Raw genomic sequence first — 17,719 nt, 5'->3', positions numbered from 1 at the left:
AGCGTGCCGCCGGTCTTTCTCGACGGAGCGATGATGGCTTTCCTCGAATTCAGCAATATCTCCAAGGGTTATCCCGGCGTGCAGGCGCTGGCGAATGTTTCCTTCACGGTCGAGAAGGGCGCCGTCCACGGCCTGATGGGCGAAAACGGTGCCGGTAAATCGACGCTGATCCGCGTACTGTCTGGCGATCAGGCCGCCGATGGCGGCAACATCCTCATCGACGGTGAGGAGCAGAAATACGGGTCCGTCCGCGACGCCTTCCATGCCGGCGTCATCGTCATCCATCAGGAACTGCAACTCGTTCCGGAGTTGACGGTCGCCGAAAATCTCTGGCTCGGACGCTTTCCGGCCAAGGGCGGCGTCATCCATTCGAAGGCGCTGATCGAGACGGTGCGGTCGAAACTCGAGGAGATCGGCATCGATGTCGATCCGTCGGCCAAGGTCGCCTCGCTTTCGATCGGTGCGCGGCAGATGGTCGAGATCGCCAAGGCCGTCATGCTCGATGCGCGGGTGATTGCGCTCGACGAGCCGACCTCCTCGCTTTCCTCCCGCGAAAGCGAAATCCTGTTTTCGCTCATCGACAGGCTGAAGGCGAAGGGAACGGTCATTCTCTACGTCTCGCATCGCCTCGACGAGATCTTCCGCCTCTGCGACAGCCTGACGGTGCTGCGCGACGGCAAACTTGCCGCCCACCATCCTCAGATCGCCGAAACCACGCGCGAGCAGATCATCTCGGAAATGGTCGGACGCGAGATCAGCAATGTCTGGGGATGGCGCGAACGCGCGCTCGGCGACGTACGGTTGGAGGTCAAGGGCCTGTCGGGGCCGAGGCTGCGTCATCCGATCAGCTTTTCCGTCCGCCAGGGCGAAATTCTCGGTTTCTTCGGCCTGATCGGCGCCGGCCGCAGCGAGATGGCGCGGCTGCTTTACGGCGCCGACACCAGACATCAGGGCCAGGTCACGATCGACGGCGTAGCCGTTGCGCCGAACAATCCGAAAGCGGCGATCAATGCCGGCATGGTGCTTTGCCCCGAGGACCGCAAGTTCGACGGCATCGTCCAAGGGCGATCGATCGAGGAGAATATCGCGATCTCGTCGCGCCGGCATTTTTCGCCTTTCGGCATTCTGAGCCCGAGACAAGAGGCGGCGCTGGCGGATCGGTTCATCGCCAAGCTTCGGGTGCGGACGCCCTCGCGCAAGCAGGACATCATCAACCTCTCGGGCGGCAACCAGCAGAAGGTCATTCTCGGCCGCTGGTTGTCCGAGCAGGGCATCAAGGTCCTGGTCATCGACGAGCCGACACGCGGCATCGATGTCGGGGCGAAATCGGAAATCTACGAAATCCTCTACGAGCTTGCGGCCGGCGGCATGGCTATCGTGGTGATATCAAGCGAGTTGCCCGAAGTCATGGGCATTTCCGATCGCATCATGGTGATGTGCCAGGGCAGGGTGGCGGCCAATGTCACCCGCCAGGATTTCGACGAGCGCAACATCCTAACGGCAGCGCTTCCCGACAAGAATGCCGCAGGCACCATTTAGAGCGGTTCAGCTTTTCATAGAAACGCAGAACCGCTCTAACTTTTTGTTTTTACGCAATTCCGGACGGAAAACCGCTTCGCACTTTTCCTGAAATTGCTCTAGGACCAGGAATATACGGACGATGAATTCGTTGAAAAAAATCCTTCTCGGCGAACAGGGGCTGGTGGTGATCTTCGCTGCCGCCTTCGTGATTGTCTCGCTCTTCGTTCCGAACTTCCTGACCGAGCGAAACATGCTGGGGCTGCTGCAATCGGTCGTCACGATCGGCATCGTCGCCTGCACGATGATGTTCTGCCTGGCATCCCGCGATTTCGACCTTTCGGTCGGATCGATCGTCGCCTTCTCCGGCATGATCGCGGTGATGGTCTCGAATGCGACAGGCTCCATTCCCGTCGGGCTGCTCGCCGCCCTGCTTTGCGGCGCCGTCGTCGGCCTCGTCAACGGTATCGTCATTGCGCGTTTTCGGGTCAATGCACTGATCACCACGCTTGCGACCATGCAGATCGTGCGCGGGCTGGCGCTGATCGCGTCCGATGGCCGCGCCGTCGGCATCAACGATCCCGATTTCTACCAGCTTGCTCTGTCGCGCTTCCTGACCGTGCCGACGCCGATCTGGATCATGCTGATCCTTTTCATCCTCTTCGGGTTCGTGCTCAACCGCACCGTCTTCGGCAAGAACACGCTGGCGATCGGTGGCAATCCGGAAGCCTCGCGGCTTGCCGGCGTCAACGTCGTCAACATGCGCATCTGGATCTTTGCGCTGCAGGGGCTCGTCTGCGGCATTGCCGGCATCCTGCTTGCCTCGCGCATCACTTCCGGCCAGCCGAATGCGGCGACAGGGCTTGAGCTTTCGGTGATTTCGGCCTGCGTTCTCGGCGGTGTTTCGCTGGCCGGCGGCCGAGCGGCGATGAGCGGTGTCATCGTCGGCGTGCTGATCATGGGCATTGCCGAAAACGTCATGAACCTCTTGAATATCCAGGCGTTCTATCAGTATGTCGTACGCGGGCTGATCCTGCTGATCGCAGTGCTGCTCGACAATTTGAGGTCTTCGGCTGCGGGGCGACGTGGATGAACCAAGGACGAGCCGGGGACGACATCGAACTGAGGCAAGGCGATCTCTCCGTCCGGGTCAGCCGTCGGGGTGCCGCCGTCACCGCCGCGACTTATCGCGGCATGCCCTTTCTCGTGGCGGCCGGCGGGCCGGAGGGAGCGATGGCGAATTTCGCGATGGTGCCGTTCGGCAATCGCGTGGAAGGCAACACCATGTCCTTTGCCGGACGCGACTATGGCTTCCAACCGAATGCTTCCGATCCGCTCTATCTCCACGGTGACGGCTGGCTCAGCCTCTGGCAGCTTGAAGACGCCAGCGCGGAGCATGCGCAGTTCTGCTTTTCCCGCAGCGCCGACAGGGTTTCACCTTATGCCTATCTTACGCGGCAAGAGATCCGTCTCGCCGGCGATGCACTGGTGCTGAGGCTTTCCGTGGAAAACCGCGGCGATACGGCTCTTCCCTTCGGGCTCGGTCAACATCCCTTCTTCGCGCGCACGCCAAAGACACGACTGGCGATTGCTGCCGATCGCTATTGGAGCGAGCGGCCGGACCATCTGCCAGAGAGCCTGGCCCTGTGCCTGGTTATTTTGATTTCAGATCTGAGACGCTTTTACCGCAGAGATGGATGAACAATGCCTTCGAGGGTTGGAATGGCCGGGCTGTTATCACTTGGCCGGAACTTGGAATCCGGGCGGCGTTGGAAGCCGACGGTGCGCTCGATCGCTTCATGCTGTATATGCCGGTCAACCGGAGCGATTTCTTCTGCCTCGAGCCGATGAGCCATCTGCCGAACGGGCATCACCTTCCTGATTTCGGTGGGCTCACGCCGCTTGCGCCAGGTGAGGCGCTTGCCGGCACAGTGACGATCCTGATGTCGACACTGGCGGTTCAACCGAAGGGGTGATAGATGAGCAGCCGTCTGCAGGGCAAGAACATCCTGATAACCGGTGCTGCGCAGGGTATCGGCCTTGCGATGGTGAAGGCTTTCATGCGGGAGGATGCCGCCGTCTTTCTCGTCGATCGCGATGGGGCGCTGCTGGCGCAGGCGGCGAAAGAGCTCCAGCGCAGCGGCGGCCGGCTCGGTTATCTGCCGGCCGATATTACCGATGCCGGAACGATCACGACGTTGGTCGCTCAGGCGAATGAAGAGATCGGACAGCTGAACGCGCTCGTCAACAATGCCGGGGTCAATGTCTTTGCCGAACCGCTCGCGACGACGGACGAGGAATGGAACCGCTGCTTCGACATCAATCTCAAGGGCGCATGGAACTGCTGCAAGGCGGTGCTGCCGGGCCTTATCGAACGGGGTGGCGGCGTCATCCTCAACATCGCCTCAACGCATGCCTTCACGATCATCCCGCACACATTTCCCTATCCGCTGGCAAAACACGCGCTGCTCGGGATGACAAAATCCCTGGGGCTCGAATATGCGGCCCGCAATATCCGGGTGAACGCGCTGGCGCCGGGCTATGTCTCGACGCAGAAGGTGATCGATTACTGGAACAGCTTTCCCGATCCGGAGGCGGCAAGGGCCGAGACGATGAAACTGCATCCCGGCGGGCGCATCGCGACGCCGGAGGAGATTGCCATGGCGGCCGTGTTCATGATCTCAGACGAGTGCCCGTTCATCAATGCCACCTGCCTGACGATCGACGGCGGCCTCAGCGTGCTGCAGCATCCCGCTTGAAGGGCTTCGATCCCGCTATTTTTACAAGCCTGTCGTCTTCTCGGGATAGAGCATTATATTGCCCATCGGGAAGGCTATCTGATCTCCCGCAGGCATGGAGCGGCCCCTGCCGCTTTCTGAAAGCACAATCGAAAACAGGAGGACGGCATGCAGATCAATCGTACGGCTTCGGCTCATTGGACCGGTGGCCTCAAGGACGGAAAAGGCCTGATCTCGACGCAGAGCGGCGCCCTGAAGGATTATCCCTACGGCTTTGCGAGCCGCTTCGAAGGCGTCGCCGGCACCAACCCGGAAGAACTGATCGGTGCCGCCCATGCCGGCTGCTTCGCCATGGCGCTGTCGTTGATCCTCGGTGAAGCCGGCTTTACCGCCGAGCATATGGAAACCTCTGCCAAGGTAACGCTCGAAAGCGTCGAGGGCGGCTTTGCCATCACCGCCATCCATCTCTCGCTCTCCGGCCGTATTCCCGGTGCCGATGAGGCGACCTTCACCGAACTCGCCAACAAGGCAAAGGCCGGCTGCCCGGTTTCCAAGGCGCTCGCGGCGGTTCCGATCACGCTCGACGTCAAGATCGTCTGATTTCCCTGCTGCCGGCGATGAGGTGCCGTGCGCGTTCGCGTCGCGGCACTTTTCAATTGCGCGATGTTCATTGTTCAGCCGCTCCAGAAAATCCCCCACGTTCAACGAACGCGGCCCACCGGCTGCATCAACCGATCGCCCCCACGCAGCTGACCTGAAGCTTCGTTGCGCTCCGGGATGTTGACAAGTGACGCCTGATATTTTACGACTGACGAAATTCAAAATTCGTCAGTCGTAAGTCGAGGCATCGAAAGTCATGGACGAGATCGCGGAAAACACGCTCGATGTCACCCGGCAGGAGAATGTCACACGCATTCTCGACGCGGCCGAACGGCTGTTTCGGCACTACGGCTACAGCAAGACGACGGTGGCCGACATTGCCCGCGATCTCGGCATGTCGCCCGCCAATATTTATCGTTTCTTCGCCTCCAAGGTGGAAATCCACCAGGCGCTCTGCGGGCGCATGCTCGCCACCGCTTATCAAATCGCCTACGACATCCGCCATCAGCCGATCAGCGCCAGCGAGCGGCTGCGCCGCTATGTCGAGACCCAACATCAGTTGACGCTCGATCTGATGCTCGACGAGATGAAGGTGCACGAGATGATCATCGTCGCGATCGAGCGCGACTGGCATGTCATCGAAAAGCATATCGACCGTGTTCATGATCTCATTGCCGAAATCATCGCCGAAGGCATTGCAGCCGGGGAATTCGCCGAGCAGGACCCGGTCGTTGCCTCGCGCTGCTTCGGTGCCGCGACGATCAATCTCTGCCATCCGCAGATGGTGGCGCAATGTCTTGCCAAAACGAACCGCGCAAGCGTCGACGAACTGATCGACTACGTGATCAGGGCGCTGAAGAAATAATGGACGGCAGCCGCCGTCGGAACCCCGAAACGATCCAGGAGTGCGGAAGATGTTTTCGCTCAAGACCCTCAGCCATCGCATGCCGTCCGTCGCCAGTCTCGTGCTCGTCGGCGCCATCGGTATCGGCGTTTCCGCCTGCTCGGAAGAGAAGGCTGAGGTCAAGGAAGTCATCCGTCCGGTGAAGGTCGTCGAGATCGCCAAGGCCGGCGACACCCGCAAGCTCGACTATTCCGGCTCGGTCAAGGCGCGTACGGAGATGAACCTCGGCTTTCGCGTTGCTGGCAAGATCACCGAACGCCTCGTGGATATCGGCGACAAGGTGAAGCCGGGCGACGTGCTCGCTCGGATGGACTCCACCGATTACCAGCTGGCGGTCAAGACGGCGGAAGCCAATCTGGCAGCCGCTGAAAAAGGCGTCGAAACCGCCGATCTCGTGAACAAGCGCAATCAGCAGCTCTTCGACAAGAATGTTTCGCCGAAATCCCAGCTCGAGCAAGCCTCGCTCAGTTACGATCAGGCCGTTTCAAGCCGCGATGCCGCCGTCTCGGCACTCGATCAGGCGAAGAACCAGGTGAGTTATGCGGAGCTGAAGGCCGACCACAACGGGATTGTCACGACGATCAATGCCGATGTCGGCCAAGTCGTTGCGTCGGGCACTCCCGTCGTCGCCGTTGCCGTCGACGGCGAAAAGGAAGTGCAGATCGCCGTTCCGGAAAATGACATTGCCGAATTCAAGCCGGGCAAAACAGTCAAGGCAAGCTTCTGGGCCGACGACAGGCTGGTGCTCGACGGCAAGGTGCGGGAGGTTTCCGGAAGCGCCGACCAGCAGTCGCGCACCTTTGCGGTCCGGGTGAGCCTGCCGAACGATCCGCGCGTTTTGCTCGGCATGACGGCGACGATCGAGGCCGATGTCAGCAACGGCAACAGCTATGTCTCGATCCCGCTCAGTGCCCTGGCTGAAAAGGACGGCAAGCAGATGGTCTGGACCGTCGACCGCGACACGGCGACCGTGCATGGCCGCGACATCAAGGTCGCCGATTTCACCGGCGACGGCGTGCATGTGACCGAGGGTCTCGATACCGGCGATCTCGTCGTTTCGGCCGGCACGCAGTTCATGAGCGAAAACCTGAAGGTGAAGGTGCCGGACCAGCAGTCGGCCCTGGCTGCCACCGACCAGACCGTTCGCTGAACGCGCCATAAAGAGAGAACAGGACCATGGACGCCACCACCACCGAAAAGCGGCCCTTCAATCTGTCGCGCTGGGCGATCGGACATCCAAGCATCGCCCGCTTCCTCTTCGGGCTGATCATCATCACCGGCGTGCTCGGGCTGATGCGCATGGGCCAGCGCGAGGATCCGGAATTCACCTTCCGCGTCATGGTCGTTCAGGCGATCTGGCCGGGTGCTTCCATCCAGGAAATGGAAGATCAGGTCGTCAACAAGATCGAGCGCAAGCTGCAGGAAACACCGCATATCGACTGGGTCAAGTCCTATACGCGGGCAGGCAGTGCGATCATCACATTGCAGGTCAAGGGCGACACGAATTCGCAAGAAGTGGCGGATGCCTTCTACCAGGTGCGCAAGAAGGTCGGCGACATCTCCAGCGAGCTGCCGCAGGGCCTGCTCGGCCCCTATTTCAACGACGAGTTCGGCGATACGTTCATCACGCTGCATTCGATCAGCGGCGACGGCTATTCCTATCCGGAACTGAAGAAGTTCGCGATCCAGGCGCGCGACATGCTACTGACGACGCCGGGCGTCGAAAAGGCCGTCATCATCGGCGACCAGCCTGAGAAGATCTATATCGACGTCTCGTCGAAGGCGCTCGCCGAGCGCGGCCTGACGATCCTCGATCTGCAGAACGCCATCAAGGGCCAGAATAATGTCGATCCGGCCGGCTCCGTCGATACCGGCCTGCGCTCGGTGCGCATATCGGTCGAAGGCGACGTGAAGAAGGCGGCCGATATCCGCGAGCTGCGCCTTCGCGCCGGCGGCCAGGTCACGCGCCTCGGCGATATCGCCACCGTCAGTTCCGGGCTCGAAGATCCCTACCAGCGCAAGTACCGTTTCAACGGCCACGACAGCGTTCAGGTCGGCGTCGTGATGGCCAAGGGCTTTAACGTAACCGATGTCGGCAAGGGCGTGGAAGCGACCTATCAGCGTTTCGAAGAGGCGCTGCCCTACGGCGTCGCCGTCGATCAGATCGCCAACCAGCCGGACGTGGTGACCGATGCGGTCAGCGAATTCATGCATGCACTCGGCGAAGCTCTCATCATCGTGCTCGTCGTCTCGTTTGTGTCGATCGGCTGGCGATCGGGCCTCGTCATCGCTATTGCCATTCCGCTCGTGCTGGCCGCCACCTTTGCGCTGATGTACGAACTCGGCATCGACCTGCAGCGCATCTCGCTCGGCGCACTGATCATCGCGCTCGGCCTGCTTGTCGACGATGCAATGATCGTCGTCGAGATGATGGAGCGAAAGCTGGAGGAGGGGCTCGTCAAGATCGACGCGGCAAGCTTCGCTTATTCCTCGACTGCCTTCCCGATGCTGACCGGCACGCTGATCACCACGGCCGGCTTCATTCCGGTCGGCTTCGCCGCCTCGACGGCCGGCGAATATGTGCGCTCGCTGTTCTACGTCGTCGGCATCGCGCTTGTCACCTCGTGGTTCGTCGCGGTCTACTTCACGCCGTGGCTCGGCTATATGATCCTCAAGCAGCGCCATCACGCCGGCGAGCATCGCGACGCCTTCGACACCGGCTTCTATCGCCGGCTGCGCGGCACGGTCAGCTGGGCGGTGCGCCACCGCGTCATCGTGCTGCTGCTGACGCTCGGCACCTTCGTCACCAGCCTCTGGGCCTTCCAGTTCATTCCGCAGAATTTCTTCCCGCAATCCTCGCGGCCGGAAATCCTCGTCGATCTCTGGCTGCCCGAGGGCACCAGCATCAAGGAAGTCGAGGTGCAGGCAAAGGCGCTCGAAGCCAAGATGATGGATGATCCCGACAAGCGGTTCATCGCTACCTATATCGGCGAAGGCGCGCCGCGCTTCTTCCTGCCGCTCGACCAGCAGCTGCGCAATCCGAACTTCGCCCAGCTGCTCGTCATGGCCAACGACGAACCGGCGCGCGAGCGGCTGATCGTCAAGCTGCGGACGATCCTTGCGGAAGACTTCCCCGATATTCGCGGCAAGGTCGACCGCCTCTTCCTCGGTCCGCCGACCGGCTGGCCGGTGCAGATGCGCGTCATGGGGCCTGACCGCCAGGAAGTCAGGGAGATCGCCAACCAGGTAAAGGCGCGCTTCCAGGCCAATCCAATGCTCGGCGCCATCCATGACGACTGGCTGGAAGAGGTGCCGGCGATGAAGCTGGTGATCGACCAGGATCGCGCCCGGGCACTTGGCGTCTCCTCGCAGCGTGTCCGTCAGATGCTGCAGACCGCCATGTCAGGGGCTGCGCTCGACGATTTCCGCGACGGCGAGGAGACGGTTTCGATCGTCGCCCGCGAGCCGGATGCCAGCCGTTCGCTGCTGTCGGCGGTCAACTCGGTCTATGTCCCGACGGATTTCGGCGGCTTCGTGCCGGTCTCGCAGGTCGCCAAGGTCGTGCCCGTCATGGAGCAGGGCATCGAATGGCGGCGCGACAGGCTGCCGACGATCACCGTGCGCGCCACGTTGCCTGACGATGTGCAGCCGAACGACGTGGTGATGAAGATGTATGCCGACATGAAGGACCTGCGCGACAGCCTGCCAGCCGGCTACAAGGTTGAGATCCAGGGCGGCGCCGAGGATGCAGCGGAAAGCCAGATGTCGATCGCCGCCAAGGCGCCGATCATGCTCGCCGTCATCATCGTGCTGCTGATGGTGCAGCTGCAGCATTTCGGCAAGGCGATGCTGGTGCTCGCCACCGGACCGCTTGGTATCATCGGTGCGGCGGCCGCATTGCTGATCAGCGGCGCGCCCTTCGGCTTCGTGGCGATCCTCGGCGTCATCGCGCTGCTCGGTATCATCATGCGCAATTCGATCATCCTGGTCGACCAGATCGACCAGGATATCAAGGCCGGCATGCACCGGCAGGAGGCGATCGTCGGCGCGGCCGTGCGCCGTTTCCGGCCGATCATGCTGACGGCGCTGACCGCCGTGCTGGCGCTGATCCCGATCTCGCGCGGTGTCTTCTGGGGTCCGCTCGCCTACGCGATGATGGGCGGCATCCTGGTTGCGACCGTGCTTACCATTCTGGTTCTGCCCGCCGGTTACGCCCTTTTCTTCGGCCGAGAGCCGAAGGCAAAGGACGAGCCAGGCCGGCATGCCGACGCCATCCAGGAAGAGGCGGATGACAGACATCCGCCGGCGTTGGCAGCTGAGTGAGGACGGCGCGGCGAAAGCCGCGCCGTTTTCCTTGCAGATCACAGCTTACTCATCAAGCAGCGTCGCTGCCTATAGCGCCGCGCAGTCTTTACTGCCTGCTTCGTCTTGGAGCTGCGCGCCGATTCCATTGCCCCCTCGAAAAAGCTAAGCTGCGAAAGCATGCCGGGAGACCAACCACGATCCCGACCACCAACTGACGGGGCAAGGCACGATCATGGCCGATTACCATCTGGAAGCAAGCTGGAGCCCGATCGAAGGCAGCTTTGGGCGCCTGACCTTCACGCTGTTCAATCTTTCGGCCGAGCCACTGTCGACATTCTTGCTCGCCTATACATCAGAGACGCGGGTTGCCGACAAACATGTCTGCGATGGCGGCAGCCTCAAGCGGCGGGTCGCGCATTTCCATGAATTCCTGCCGCCCGAAGACCTGAGCGTGCCGCCCGGCGGGCGCTGGCGGTTCACCGTCGAGGGGCTGACCAGGGAGCCGAAACATGCGACATCAGGTGTCAAATCGGCCTATCTGACACTCGGTGACGGGCGCCACGTTCCTGTCGGTTTTGGCGATCTCATGCTCGAAGGCCGGAATGGCGGCGTGGCGCCGCCGCTTCTGCCGCCGGGCCGGGCCGAGGAACCTTACTCGCTGCTGCCCTGGCCGCTGGCGCTCGGGCTGAAGGCGGGAGAGCTGCCGGTTATCCTTTATCCGGCCGAGCGGATGCGGCCCGATGCGGTCAAGGCGCTCTCGCTGGTTCTCGCGCTCTACCAGCGGCTCTATCCGGCCGACAACGTGCCGTTTTCCCTCAGTGCCGTCGAAGGCGGGCGGGCCATTCGTTTCGTCACCGAATCGTCGATCGCCGCCTTTGCCTACGAATTGCGTTTTACGGCGCATGAGATCGTGCTTTCGAGCGCGGATGTCGCCGGGCGGCAATACGGGCTGATCAGCCTGGCGCAACTGCTGCACGGCGCCCGCGCCGATCGCGAGCGCTTCAAATTCCCCAATTTCGGCACGATCGCCGACCAGCCGCGTTATGACTGGCGAGGCTGCCATCTCGATGTGTCCAGGCAGTTCTATCCGGTGGCGGACGTCGTGCGGCTGATTGATATTCTCGCCTGGAACAAGCTCAACATCTTCCATTGGCATCTGACGGATGACGAAGCGTGGCGGCTGGAGATCAAGGCCTATCCCGCGCTGACGGAGATCGGCGCCCGGAGCGGGCCGGATGAGGTGCTCGTGCCGCAGCTCGGCGACGGGGCGCAAACGCGCTCCGGCCATTATACCCAGGAGGACGCCAGGCGGATCGTTGCGCATGCAGCCTCGCTGTATATCGAGGTGGTGCCGGAGATCGATATTCCGGGCCACAGCATGGCGACGCTGTTCTCACTGCCCGAGCTCGTCGACGGGCAGGAGGCGCCGGACAGTTACCGCTCGGTGCAGGGTTATCCGAACAACGCTCTCAATCCGGCGGTGGAATTCACCTATGAATTTCTCGGCAAGGTGTTTGACGAAATGGTGGCGCTGTTTCCCGGCGAATATCTTCATATCGGCGGCGACGAGGTGGCGCATGGCTCCTGGCTGTCCTCGCCGCTCTGCAAGGCACTGATGGAGCGGGAGAAACTTGCCGGCACCGCCGAGCTGCAATCCTATTTCCTGAAACGTATCAAAGCCATGCTGTCGGAACGCGGCAGGAAACTTGCCGGCTGGAACGAGGTCTCGCATGGCGGCGGCGTCGACCGCGACGGCACGCTGCTGATGGCCTGGGAAAAGCCCGCCGTCGGCATCGAGCTGGCACAGGAAGGCTACGACGTGGTGATGACGCCAGGGCAGGCCTATTATCTCGACATGGCGCAGGCTGAGGCCTGGGCCGAGCCCGGCGCCGCCTGGGCGGGCTACGCGCCGCCGGAACACACCTATGCTTACGAGGCCGAGGGCGAGTTGCCGGAGGCGCTGCAGGATAAGATGCGCGGCATCCAGGCCTGCATCTGGACCGAGAACTTCATCTCGCGCGCCTATTTCAACCGGCTGGTTTTTCCGCGTCTCCCGGCGGTCGCCGAGGCTGCCTGGACGCCTTCTGTGCGTAAGGACTGGGATCGCTTCGCCGCGATCGTGCGGATGTGGCCGGTGCTTTAAGGAATCGCAATTCCGGATGGAAAATCGCTTCGCACTTTTCGTGGAATTGCTTCAGGCCGTCTCGGCCTTCAGCCCCAAAAGCGCTGCGCCGATCAGGCCGGGTTCGATGCGGCATTCGCTGCGCACCACCAGTGGGCGATCGAACTTGCGCAGGATGCGGGCGCGCACGGCGTGGTCGAGTTCGGCAAGCAGCGGCTCGACATTGGAAAGCCCGCCGCCGACCGGTACGATGGTCGCGCCGGTGATGTTGATCGTCAGCGCCAAGGGCGAGGCGACGAGATCGACATAGACGTCGATCGTCCGTGTCGCCCTCTCCTCTCCACGGCGCCACTGAGCGATGATCTCTTCGCTGGCAAGGTCGAGATCGTGCAGCGTCTTGTGCAGTCGCTCCAGGCCGCGGGCGCCGCCGACAGTGTCGACGCAGCCCTTCTGGCCGCAGCCGCAGGCATAGGCGGGAATGGCCGCAGGCGGATTGCCGGCCGCGGATGCGATGATCGGCCCATGGCCCCATTCGCCGGCAAAGCCGCCGGCCTCGTTGACGAGGCGCCCGTCGGCAACCAGGCCGCCACCGACGCCGGTGCCGAGGATGGCGCCGAAGACGATGCGGTGGCCGCGGCCGGCGCCGAGACCGGCTTCGGCAATAGCGAAACAGTCGGCATCGTTGGCAATCAGCACAGGCAGGCCGAGTTCGGCTTCGAGATCGGCCGCGAGCGTGCGGTCGTGGATACAGGGAATGTTGGCGCAGATCAGGCGCTGCGTATCGGGATCGACGACGCCGGCGATGGAGAGGGCGATGCCGTTCGGCTGTTCGCCGGTTTCGGCGATGATGTCGCGCAGGGTCTCGACGAAAGCGGCAAAGTCATCCCTGGGTGTCGGGCGGCGGCCGAGGGGAACGATGTCTGTCTCGGAACGAGCGATGCCACCCTTGATGGCGGTGCCACCGATGTCGAATGAAATGATCATTGCCACTCTGCCGTTTCTCTGGTCTCCCAGCGTCTGCTTGCATTGTTGGCGGGGAATTTCAAGCGCTCATTCGGCGGGCTGTCGCCGGCTTTAAGGTCGTGTCGTGTGCCATCCCCTCTGTTCTGCAGGACATCTCTCCCGCAGGTCGAATAGGCGGGACGGTTCTCCGTCTTCCATACCGTCATGGCAAGACGTTGGAGAAATCTGGTGATCCCCAGCCCATCGGCTCCGATCGCAACGGTAATTTCTAACCCCGCAAGTCATTCAATTGGCATATTGCATCGCCAGAATCCGGCCCTACACTTTTATAAACTGTCGGACCCACGACCATCGATACGAGAGAAAACAGTACCATCCGAAGACCACGTCCCAAAGGCCGCCGCCTCTCATCCATTTTGCGGCAGATGGCCGCCGACCACAGCCGCGAACGGATCTCGATCGGCGATCTATTCGACACGATGGGTGACAGGGCGATCAGCGCGTTGATGCTGATCTTCGCGCTTCCGAACGCCTTTCCTACTCCGCCGGGCACCTCGGCCGTGCTCGGGGCGCCATTGATCTTCCTGGCAGCGCAACTGACCTTCGGGCTGAAACCCTGGCTACCGAAGGTGATTGCCAACCGTTCGATGCGCCGGGAGGATTTCGAGACCATTGTCGGCCGCATCCACCGCTGGCTCGCCTGGGCCGAACGCATGCTGAAACCGCGGCTGGCGATCTTCGCCGAACCGCCGGCGGAATATCTGGCCGGGGCGGCATGCCTGCTGCTGTCGATCGTGCTGTTGCTGCCGGTCCCGCTCGGCAATATTCTGCCGGCGATCACGATCTCGGTCTTCGCTTTCGGCATATTGGGCCGTGACGGTCTTTTCGCGCTCATCGGCTTCGTGATGACGGCCGTGTCGCTCGTTATTGCTGGCGGGGTGATTTACGGTCTCGTGAAGGCAGCGATCTATCTCGTCCTGCGATGGCTTGCCTAAGCGGGGGTTTGCCCGAGTGAAGGCGGTTATTTGGCTGGGCTCCCTGCAACAGGCTCGACATTTGCCGGAATTTTGTTTTGATCTGGCGCGATACAGACTCAAACCATGTTCGGCGACGGCGCGCCGGCTCACTTTGCGCGGTAGGCATTAGATGGTAAAAAGATCCGAGACCCCTGCACGGCTCGACGATGCGGCGCGTGCCGGCTGGCTCTACTACGTCGCCGGGCGCACGCAGGACGAAATCGCCGCTGCGATGGGCATCTCGCGGCAATCGGCGCAGCGGCTGGTGTCGCTGGCGGTCGCCGAGCGCCTGATCAAGGTGCGGCTCGATCATCCGATCGCAGCCTGCCTGGAGCTCGGAAGTCAGCTGCGCCGTAAATTCGGGCTGAAACATGTGGAGGTGGTGCCGAGCGATCCCGCGTCGTCGTCGACGACGGTCGGTATCGCCGAGGCAGCGGCGGCCGAGATCGAGCGGTGGCTGAAACGGCCGGAGCCCATCGTACTCGCCATCGGTACCGGCCGCACCTTGAAGGCGGCGGTCGACCAGCTTCCGGCGATCGAATGTCCCAATCACCGCATCGTTTCGCTGACCGGCAATATCGCCCCGGACGGATCGGCGGCCTATTACAACGTCATCTTCAGCATGGCCGATGCGGTGAAGGCACGACACTATCCGATGCCGCTGCCGGTGCTCGTCACCTCGGCGGAGGAGCGCGAGTTGCTGCATGGCCAACAGCTGGTGCGCTCGACGCTTAATATGAGCGCCCAAGCCGATGTCACCTTCGTCGGCATCGGCGAGCTCGGCATCGATGGGCCGCTCTGCGTCGACGGTTTTCTCGAGAAGGACGAGATGATGGAGCTGATGCGGGGGGGCGCTGTCGGCGAAATCTGCGGTTGGATCTTTGATGTCGATGGCAGGTTGATCGACAACCCGATCAACGAGCGCGTCGCGTCCGCGCCGATCCCATCCCGCGATGCATCGATGGTCATTGGGCTGGCCAAGGGCAAGCGCAAGTTCAAGGCGATCAGGGCCGCCGTTGTCGGCCATCAAATCAACGCTCTGATCACCGACGAAGAGACTGCTGAGTTTTTGCTCAAGAACTGAGCAAAAAATATTATATTTAAATCAATGGGATGACTGTTGCCTTCGGCACTGCAGCAACGATTGCCGATTGACATTCTTTGTTGTTTGTTGAGTAATTGCCCATGAGCGAAGCGAATGCTCACACCCCATCTTCTGGGAGGAAGATTATGACATTGAGAACTTTTCTGCTGGGCGCCTGCTCAGCACTGGCGTTTGCCGGCATGGCTTCGGCCGAGACGCTGACGATCGCGACCGTGAACAACGGCGACATGATCCGGATGCAGAAGCTGACGGATGACTTCAAGGCGAAGAATCCCGGCATCGACCTTGAATGGGTAACCCTCGAGGAAAACGTGCTGCGCCAGAAGGTCACGACCGACATCGCGACCAAGGGCGGCCAGTACGACGTCTTGACGATCGGCACCTATGAAGTTCCGATCTGGGCGAAACAGGACTGGTTGCTGCCGCTCGACAATCTCGGCGCCAACTACGACGTCGACGACCTGCTGCCGGCAATCCGCAGTGGCCTGACTGTAGACGGCAAGCTCTATGCTGCGCCGTTCTATGGTGAAAGCTCGATGGTCATGTACCGCAAGGACCTGTTCGACGCTGCCGGCCTGAAGATGCCCGACGCGCCGACCTGGGACTTCGTCGCCGACGCTGCCCGCAAGATCACCAACAAGGACAAGGAAATCTACGGCATCTGCCTGCGCGGCAAGGCCGGCTGGGGCGAGAACATGGCCTTCCTGACGGCCATGTCCAACTCCTTCGGCGCCCGCTGGTTTGACGAGAAGTGGAAGCCGCAGTTCGATCAGCCGGAATGGAAGGACACGCTCGACTTCTACGTCAAGCTGATGAAGGATGCCGGCCCTCCGGGCGCCTCCTCCAACGGCTTCAACGAGAACCTGGCGCTGTTCCAGACCGGCAAGTGCGGCATGTGGATCGACGCAACGGTTGCCGCTTCCTTCGTCGCCGATCCGAAGCAGTCGCAGGTCGCCGACAAGGTCGGCTTTGCGCTCGCCCCGGACAAGGGCCTCGGCAAGCGCGGCAACTGGCTCTGGGCCTGGAGCCTGGCCATCCCGGCAGGGACCCAGAAGGCCGAAGCTGCTGAGAAGTTCGTCGCCTGGGCAACGAGCAAGGAATACAGCAACCTCGTCGCCGAGAAGGAAGGTTGGCTGAACGCACCTCCGGGTACCCGCAAATCGCTCTATGCGAATGCGGACTACCAGAAGGCGGCTTCGTTCGCCAAGATGACGCTCGACTCGATCAACTCGGCCGATCCGAGCAAGCCGACCGTCAAGCCGGTCCCCTATGTCGGCGTGCAGTTCGTGGCGATCCCGGAATTCCAGGGCATCGGCACGGCAGTGGGCCAGCAGTTCTCGGCAGCTCTTGCCGGCCAACTTTCGGTCGACCAGGCCCTGCAGAGCGCCCAGCAGCTGGCAACCCGCGAAATGACCAAAGCCGGCTACATTAAATAAAACCTCCTGAGCAAGAGGCGGATCCTTGACAATCCGCCCCTCTGGGTCGCCGATTGCCCGAACTGCATCGGCGGCCTCTTTTTTCAACCAAAGCTGCCTTGCGGCCGCTCCCCGCTTCCGTCCAGATCGGTGATTGCCATGGCAACGTTACATACCCGCTCCGCCGCGCGCCTGATGATTGCGCCCTCCGTGCTGCTGCTCTTTGCGTGGATGATCGTCCCGCTTGTGATGACGATCTATTTCTCACTGCTGAACTACAATCTGCTCAGCCCCGGCATGGAGAGCTTCGTCGGCTTTCTGAACTACGAATACTTCCTGACGGATCCGGCCTTCTTCGCGGCGCTGATCAATACGTTGTTGCTCGTCGCCGGCGTGTTGCTGATCACCGTCATCGGCGGCATCGCCTTTGCGCTGCTGCTCGACCAGCCGATGTACGGCCAGGGTATCGTGCGCATTCTGGTGATCGCGCCGTTCTTCGTCATGCCGACGGTGGCAGCACTGGTCTGGAAGAACATGTTCATGAACCCGGTCAACGGCCTCTTCGCGCATCTTGCCAAGGCGCTCGGCCTGCAGCCGATCGACTGGCTGGCGAATGCGCCGCTGTTTTCCGTCATTCTGATCGTCGCCTGGCAGTGGCTGCCCTTTGCTACCCTCATCATGCTGACCGCACTGCAGTCGCTCGACGAGGAGCAGAAGGAAGCCTCCGAAATGGACGGCGCCGGGCCGATCTCGAAGTTCATCTACATCATCCTGCCGCACATGGCGCGTGCCATCACCGTGGTGATCCTGATCCAGACGATCTTCCTGCTTTCGGTCTTTGCCGAAATCCTCGTCACCACCAATGGCGGGCCGGGCACCGACAGCACCAACCTCACCTATCTCGTCTATGCCCAGGCGCTGCTGCAGTTCGATATCGGCGGGGCATCGGCCGGCGGTATCGTGGCTGTTATCCTCGCCAATATCGTCGCGATCTTCCTCGTGCGCCTCGTCGGCAAGAATCTGGAGGCTTGAG

13 protein-coding genes and 1 pseudogene are annotated in these 17,719 nt (G+C 61.8%); 13 read left to right on the top strand and 1 reads right to left on the bottom strand.

The features are described 5' to 3' along the window. Positions 1-33 precede the first annotated feature (33 nt). From araG to ACD590_RS19485, 9 genes and pseudogenes are all read left to right on the top strand, one after another. A complete protein-coding gene (gene araG / locus ACD590_RS19525; protein ID WP_026188534.1) occupies positions 34-1,539 on the top strand; it encodes an L-arabinose ABC transporter ATP-binding protein AraG in 1,506 nt (501 codons plus the stop codon). Between the two features lie 121 nt (positions 1,540-1,660). Then, positions 1,661-2,611, top strand: coding sequence for an L-arabinose ABC transporter permease AraH (araH, locus tag ACD590_RS19520; RefSeq protein ID WP_018243671.1), 951 nt, complete (start codon positions 1,661-1,663; stop codon positions 2,609-2,611). Beyond that, positions 2,608-3,494 (top strand): annotated as a pseudogene (locus tag ACD590_RS19515) (aldose 1-epimerase). Before araH ends, ACD590_RS19515 begins: the two are co-directional and overlap by 4 nt. A 3-nt stretch (positions 3,495-3,497) precedes the next feature. Next, entirely contained in the window at positions 3,498-4,277 is a 780-nt protein-coding gene (locus ACD590_RS19510) for an SDR family oxidoreductase (protein ID WP_439003197.1), read from the top strand. A gap of 147 nt (positions 4,278-4,424) precedes the next feature. After that, positions 4,425-4,856 (top strand): OsmC family protein, encoded by a 432-nt coding sequence (locus tag ACD590_RS19505; protein ID WP_439003196.1) that lies wholly within the window; start codon positions 4,425-4,427, stop codon positions 4,854-4,856. 256 nt (positions 4,857-5,112) lie between these two features. Further along, positions 5,113-5,721 carry a TetR family transcriptional regulator gene (locus ACD590_RS19500; protein ID WP_018447050.1) on the top strand — a complete coding sequence of 203 codons (609 nt, stop codon included), beginning with the start codon at positions 5,113-5,115 and terminating at the stop codon, positions 5,719-5,721. Positions 5,722-5,770: 49 nt separating this feature from the next. Next, positions 5,771-6,910, top strand: a complete 1,140-nt coding sequence (locus ACD590_RS19495) for an efflux RND transporter periplasmic adaptor subunit (RefSeq protein ID WP_018447051.1) — start codon at positions 5,771-5,773, stop codon at positions 6,908-6,910. Between the two features lie 26 nt (positions 6,911-6,936). Beyond that, positions 6,937-10,083 carry an efflux RND transporter permease subunit gene (locus ACD590_RS19490; RefSeq protein ID WP_130717952.1) on the top strand — a complete coding sequence of 1,049 codons (3,147 nt, stop codon included), beginning with the start codon at positions 6,937-6,939 and terminating at the stop codon, positions 10,081-10,083. A gap of 214 nt (positions 10,084-10,297) precedes the next feature. Then, the gene (locus tag ACD590_RS19485; RefSeq protein WP_439003195.1) at positions 10,298-12,208 is read left to right on the top strand and encodes a beta-N-acetylhexosaminidase; all 1,911 of its coding nucleotides are present in this window, start codon (positions 10,298-10,300) and stop codon (positions 12,206-12,208) included. Positions 12,209-12,259: 51 nt separating this feature from the next. On the opposite strand, the gene ACD590_RS19480 is transcribed toward ACD590_RS19485, so the two are convergent. Beyond that, a complete protein-coding gene (locus tag ACD590_RS19480; RefSeq protein ID WP_018243664.1) occupies positions 12,260-13,171 on the bottom strand; it encodes an ROK family protein in 912 nt (303 codons plus the stop codon). A gap of 395 nt (positions 13,172-13,566) precedes the next feature. Here ACD590_RS19480 and ACD590_RS19475 point away from each other — a divergent pair, with 395 nt between their 5' ends. From ACD590_RS19475 to ACD590_RS19460, 4 genes are all read left to right on the top strand, one after another. Next, on the top strand, positions 13,567-14,145 hold the full coding sequence (locus tag ACD590_RS19475; RefSeq protein WP_026230768.1) for an exopolysaccharide biosynthesis protein: 579 nt from the start codon (positions 13,567-13,569) through the stop codon (positions 14,143-14,145). A gap of 151 nt (positions 14,146-14,296) precedes the next feature. Then, positions 14,297-15,250, top strand: coding sequence for a sugar-binding transcriptional regulator (locus ACD590_RS19470; protein WP_018072680.1), 954 nt, complete (start codon positions 14,297-14,299; stop codon positions 15,248-15,250). Between the two features lie 146 nt (positions 15,251-15,396). Continuing rightward, positions 15,397-16,707, top strand: a complete 1,311-nt coding sequence (locus ACD590_RS19465) for an ABC transporter substrate-binding protein (RefSeq protein ID WP_115157150.1) — start codon at positions 15,397-15,399, stop codon at positions 16,705-16,707. 138 nt (positions 16,708-16,845) lie between these two features. Next, positions 16,846-17,718 (top strand): carbohydrate ABC transporter permease, encoded by an 873-nt coding sequence (locus ACD590_RS19460; RefSeq protein WP_018497491.1) that lies wholly within the window; start codon positions 16,846-16,848, stop codon positions 17,716-17,718. The last annotated feature ends 1 nt before the right edge of the window (position 17,719 follow it).

Source organism: Rhizobium sp. 862_C5_N1_2, from assembly GCF_051811205.1.
GTDB lineage: Bacteria > Pseudomonadota > Alphaproteobacteria > Rhizobiales > Rhizobiaceae > Rhizobium > Rhizobium leguminosarum.
Note: the sequence above shows the minus strand (reverse complement) of the source record. Positions and strands in the feature narration are given on the sequence as shown.

Excerpts from the sequence above, each read along its gene's own strand:
- ACD590_RS19485 (WP_439003195.1), top strand. The coding sequence starts at position 10,298 with ATGGCCGATTACCATCTGGAAGCAAGCTGGAGCCCGATCGAAGGCAGC.
- ACD590_RS19510 (WP_439003197.1), top strand. The coding sequence starts at position 3,498 with ATGAGCAGCCGTCTGCAGGGCAAGAACATCCTGATAACCGGTGCTGCG.
- ACD590_RS19495 (WP_018447051.1), top strand. The coding sequence starts at position 5,771 with ATGTTTTCGCTCAAGACCCTCAGCCATCGCATGCCGTCCGTCGCCAGT.
- ACD590_RS19500 (WP_018447050.1), top strand. The coding sequence starts at position 5,113 with ATGGACGAGATCGCGGAAAACACGCTCGATGTCACCCGGCAGGAGAAT.
- ACD590_RS19460 (WP_018497491.1), top strand. The coding sequence starts at position 16,846 with ATGGCAACGTTACATACCCGCTCCGCCGCGCGCCTGATGATTGCGCCC.
- ACD590_RS19480 (WP_018243664.1), bottom strand. The coding sequence starts at position 13,171 with ATGATCATTTCATTCGACATCGGTGGCACCGCCATCAAGGGTGGCATC.
- ACD590_RS19505 (WP_439003196.1), top strand. The coding sequence starts at position 4,425 with ATGCAGATCAATCGTACGGCTTCGGCTCATTGGACCGGTGGCCTCAAG.
- araH (WP_018243671.1), top strand. The coding sequence starts at position 1,661 with ATGAATTCGTTGAAAAAAATCCTTCTCGGCGAACAGGGGCTGGTGGTG.
- ACD590_RS19490 (WP_130717952.1), top strand. The coding sequence starts at position 6,937 with ATGGACGCCACCACCACCGAAAAGCGGCCCTTCAATCTGTCGCGCTGG.
- ACD590_RS19470 (WP_018072680.1), top strand. The coding sequence starts at position 14,297 with ATGGTAAAAAGATCCGAGACCCCTGCACGGCTCGACGATGCGGCGCGT.
- ACD590_RS19465 (WP_115157150.1), top strand. The coding sequence starts at position 15,397 with ATGACATTGAGAACTTTTCTGCTGGGCGCCTGCTCAGCACTGGCGTTT.
- araG (WP_026188534.1), top strand. The coding sequence starts at position 34 with ATGGCTTTCCTCGAATTCAGCAATATCTCCAAGGGTTATCCCGGCGTG.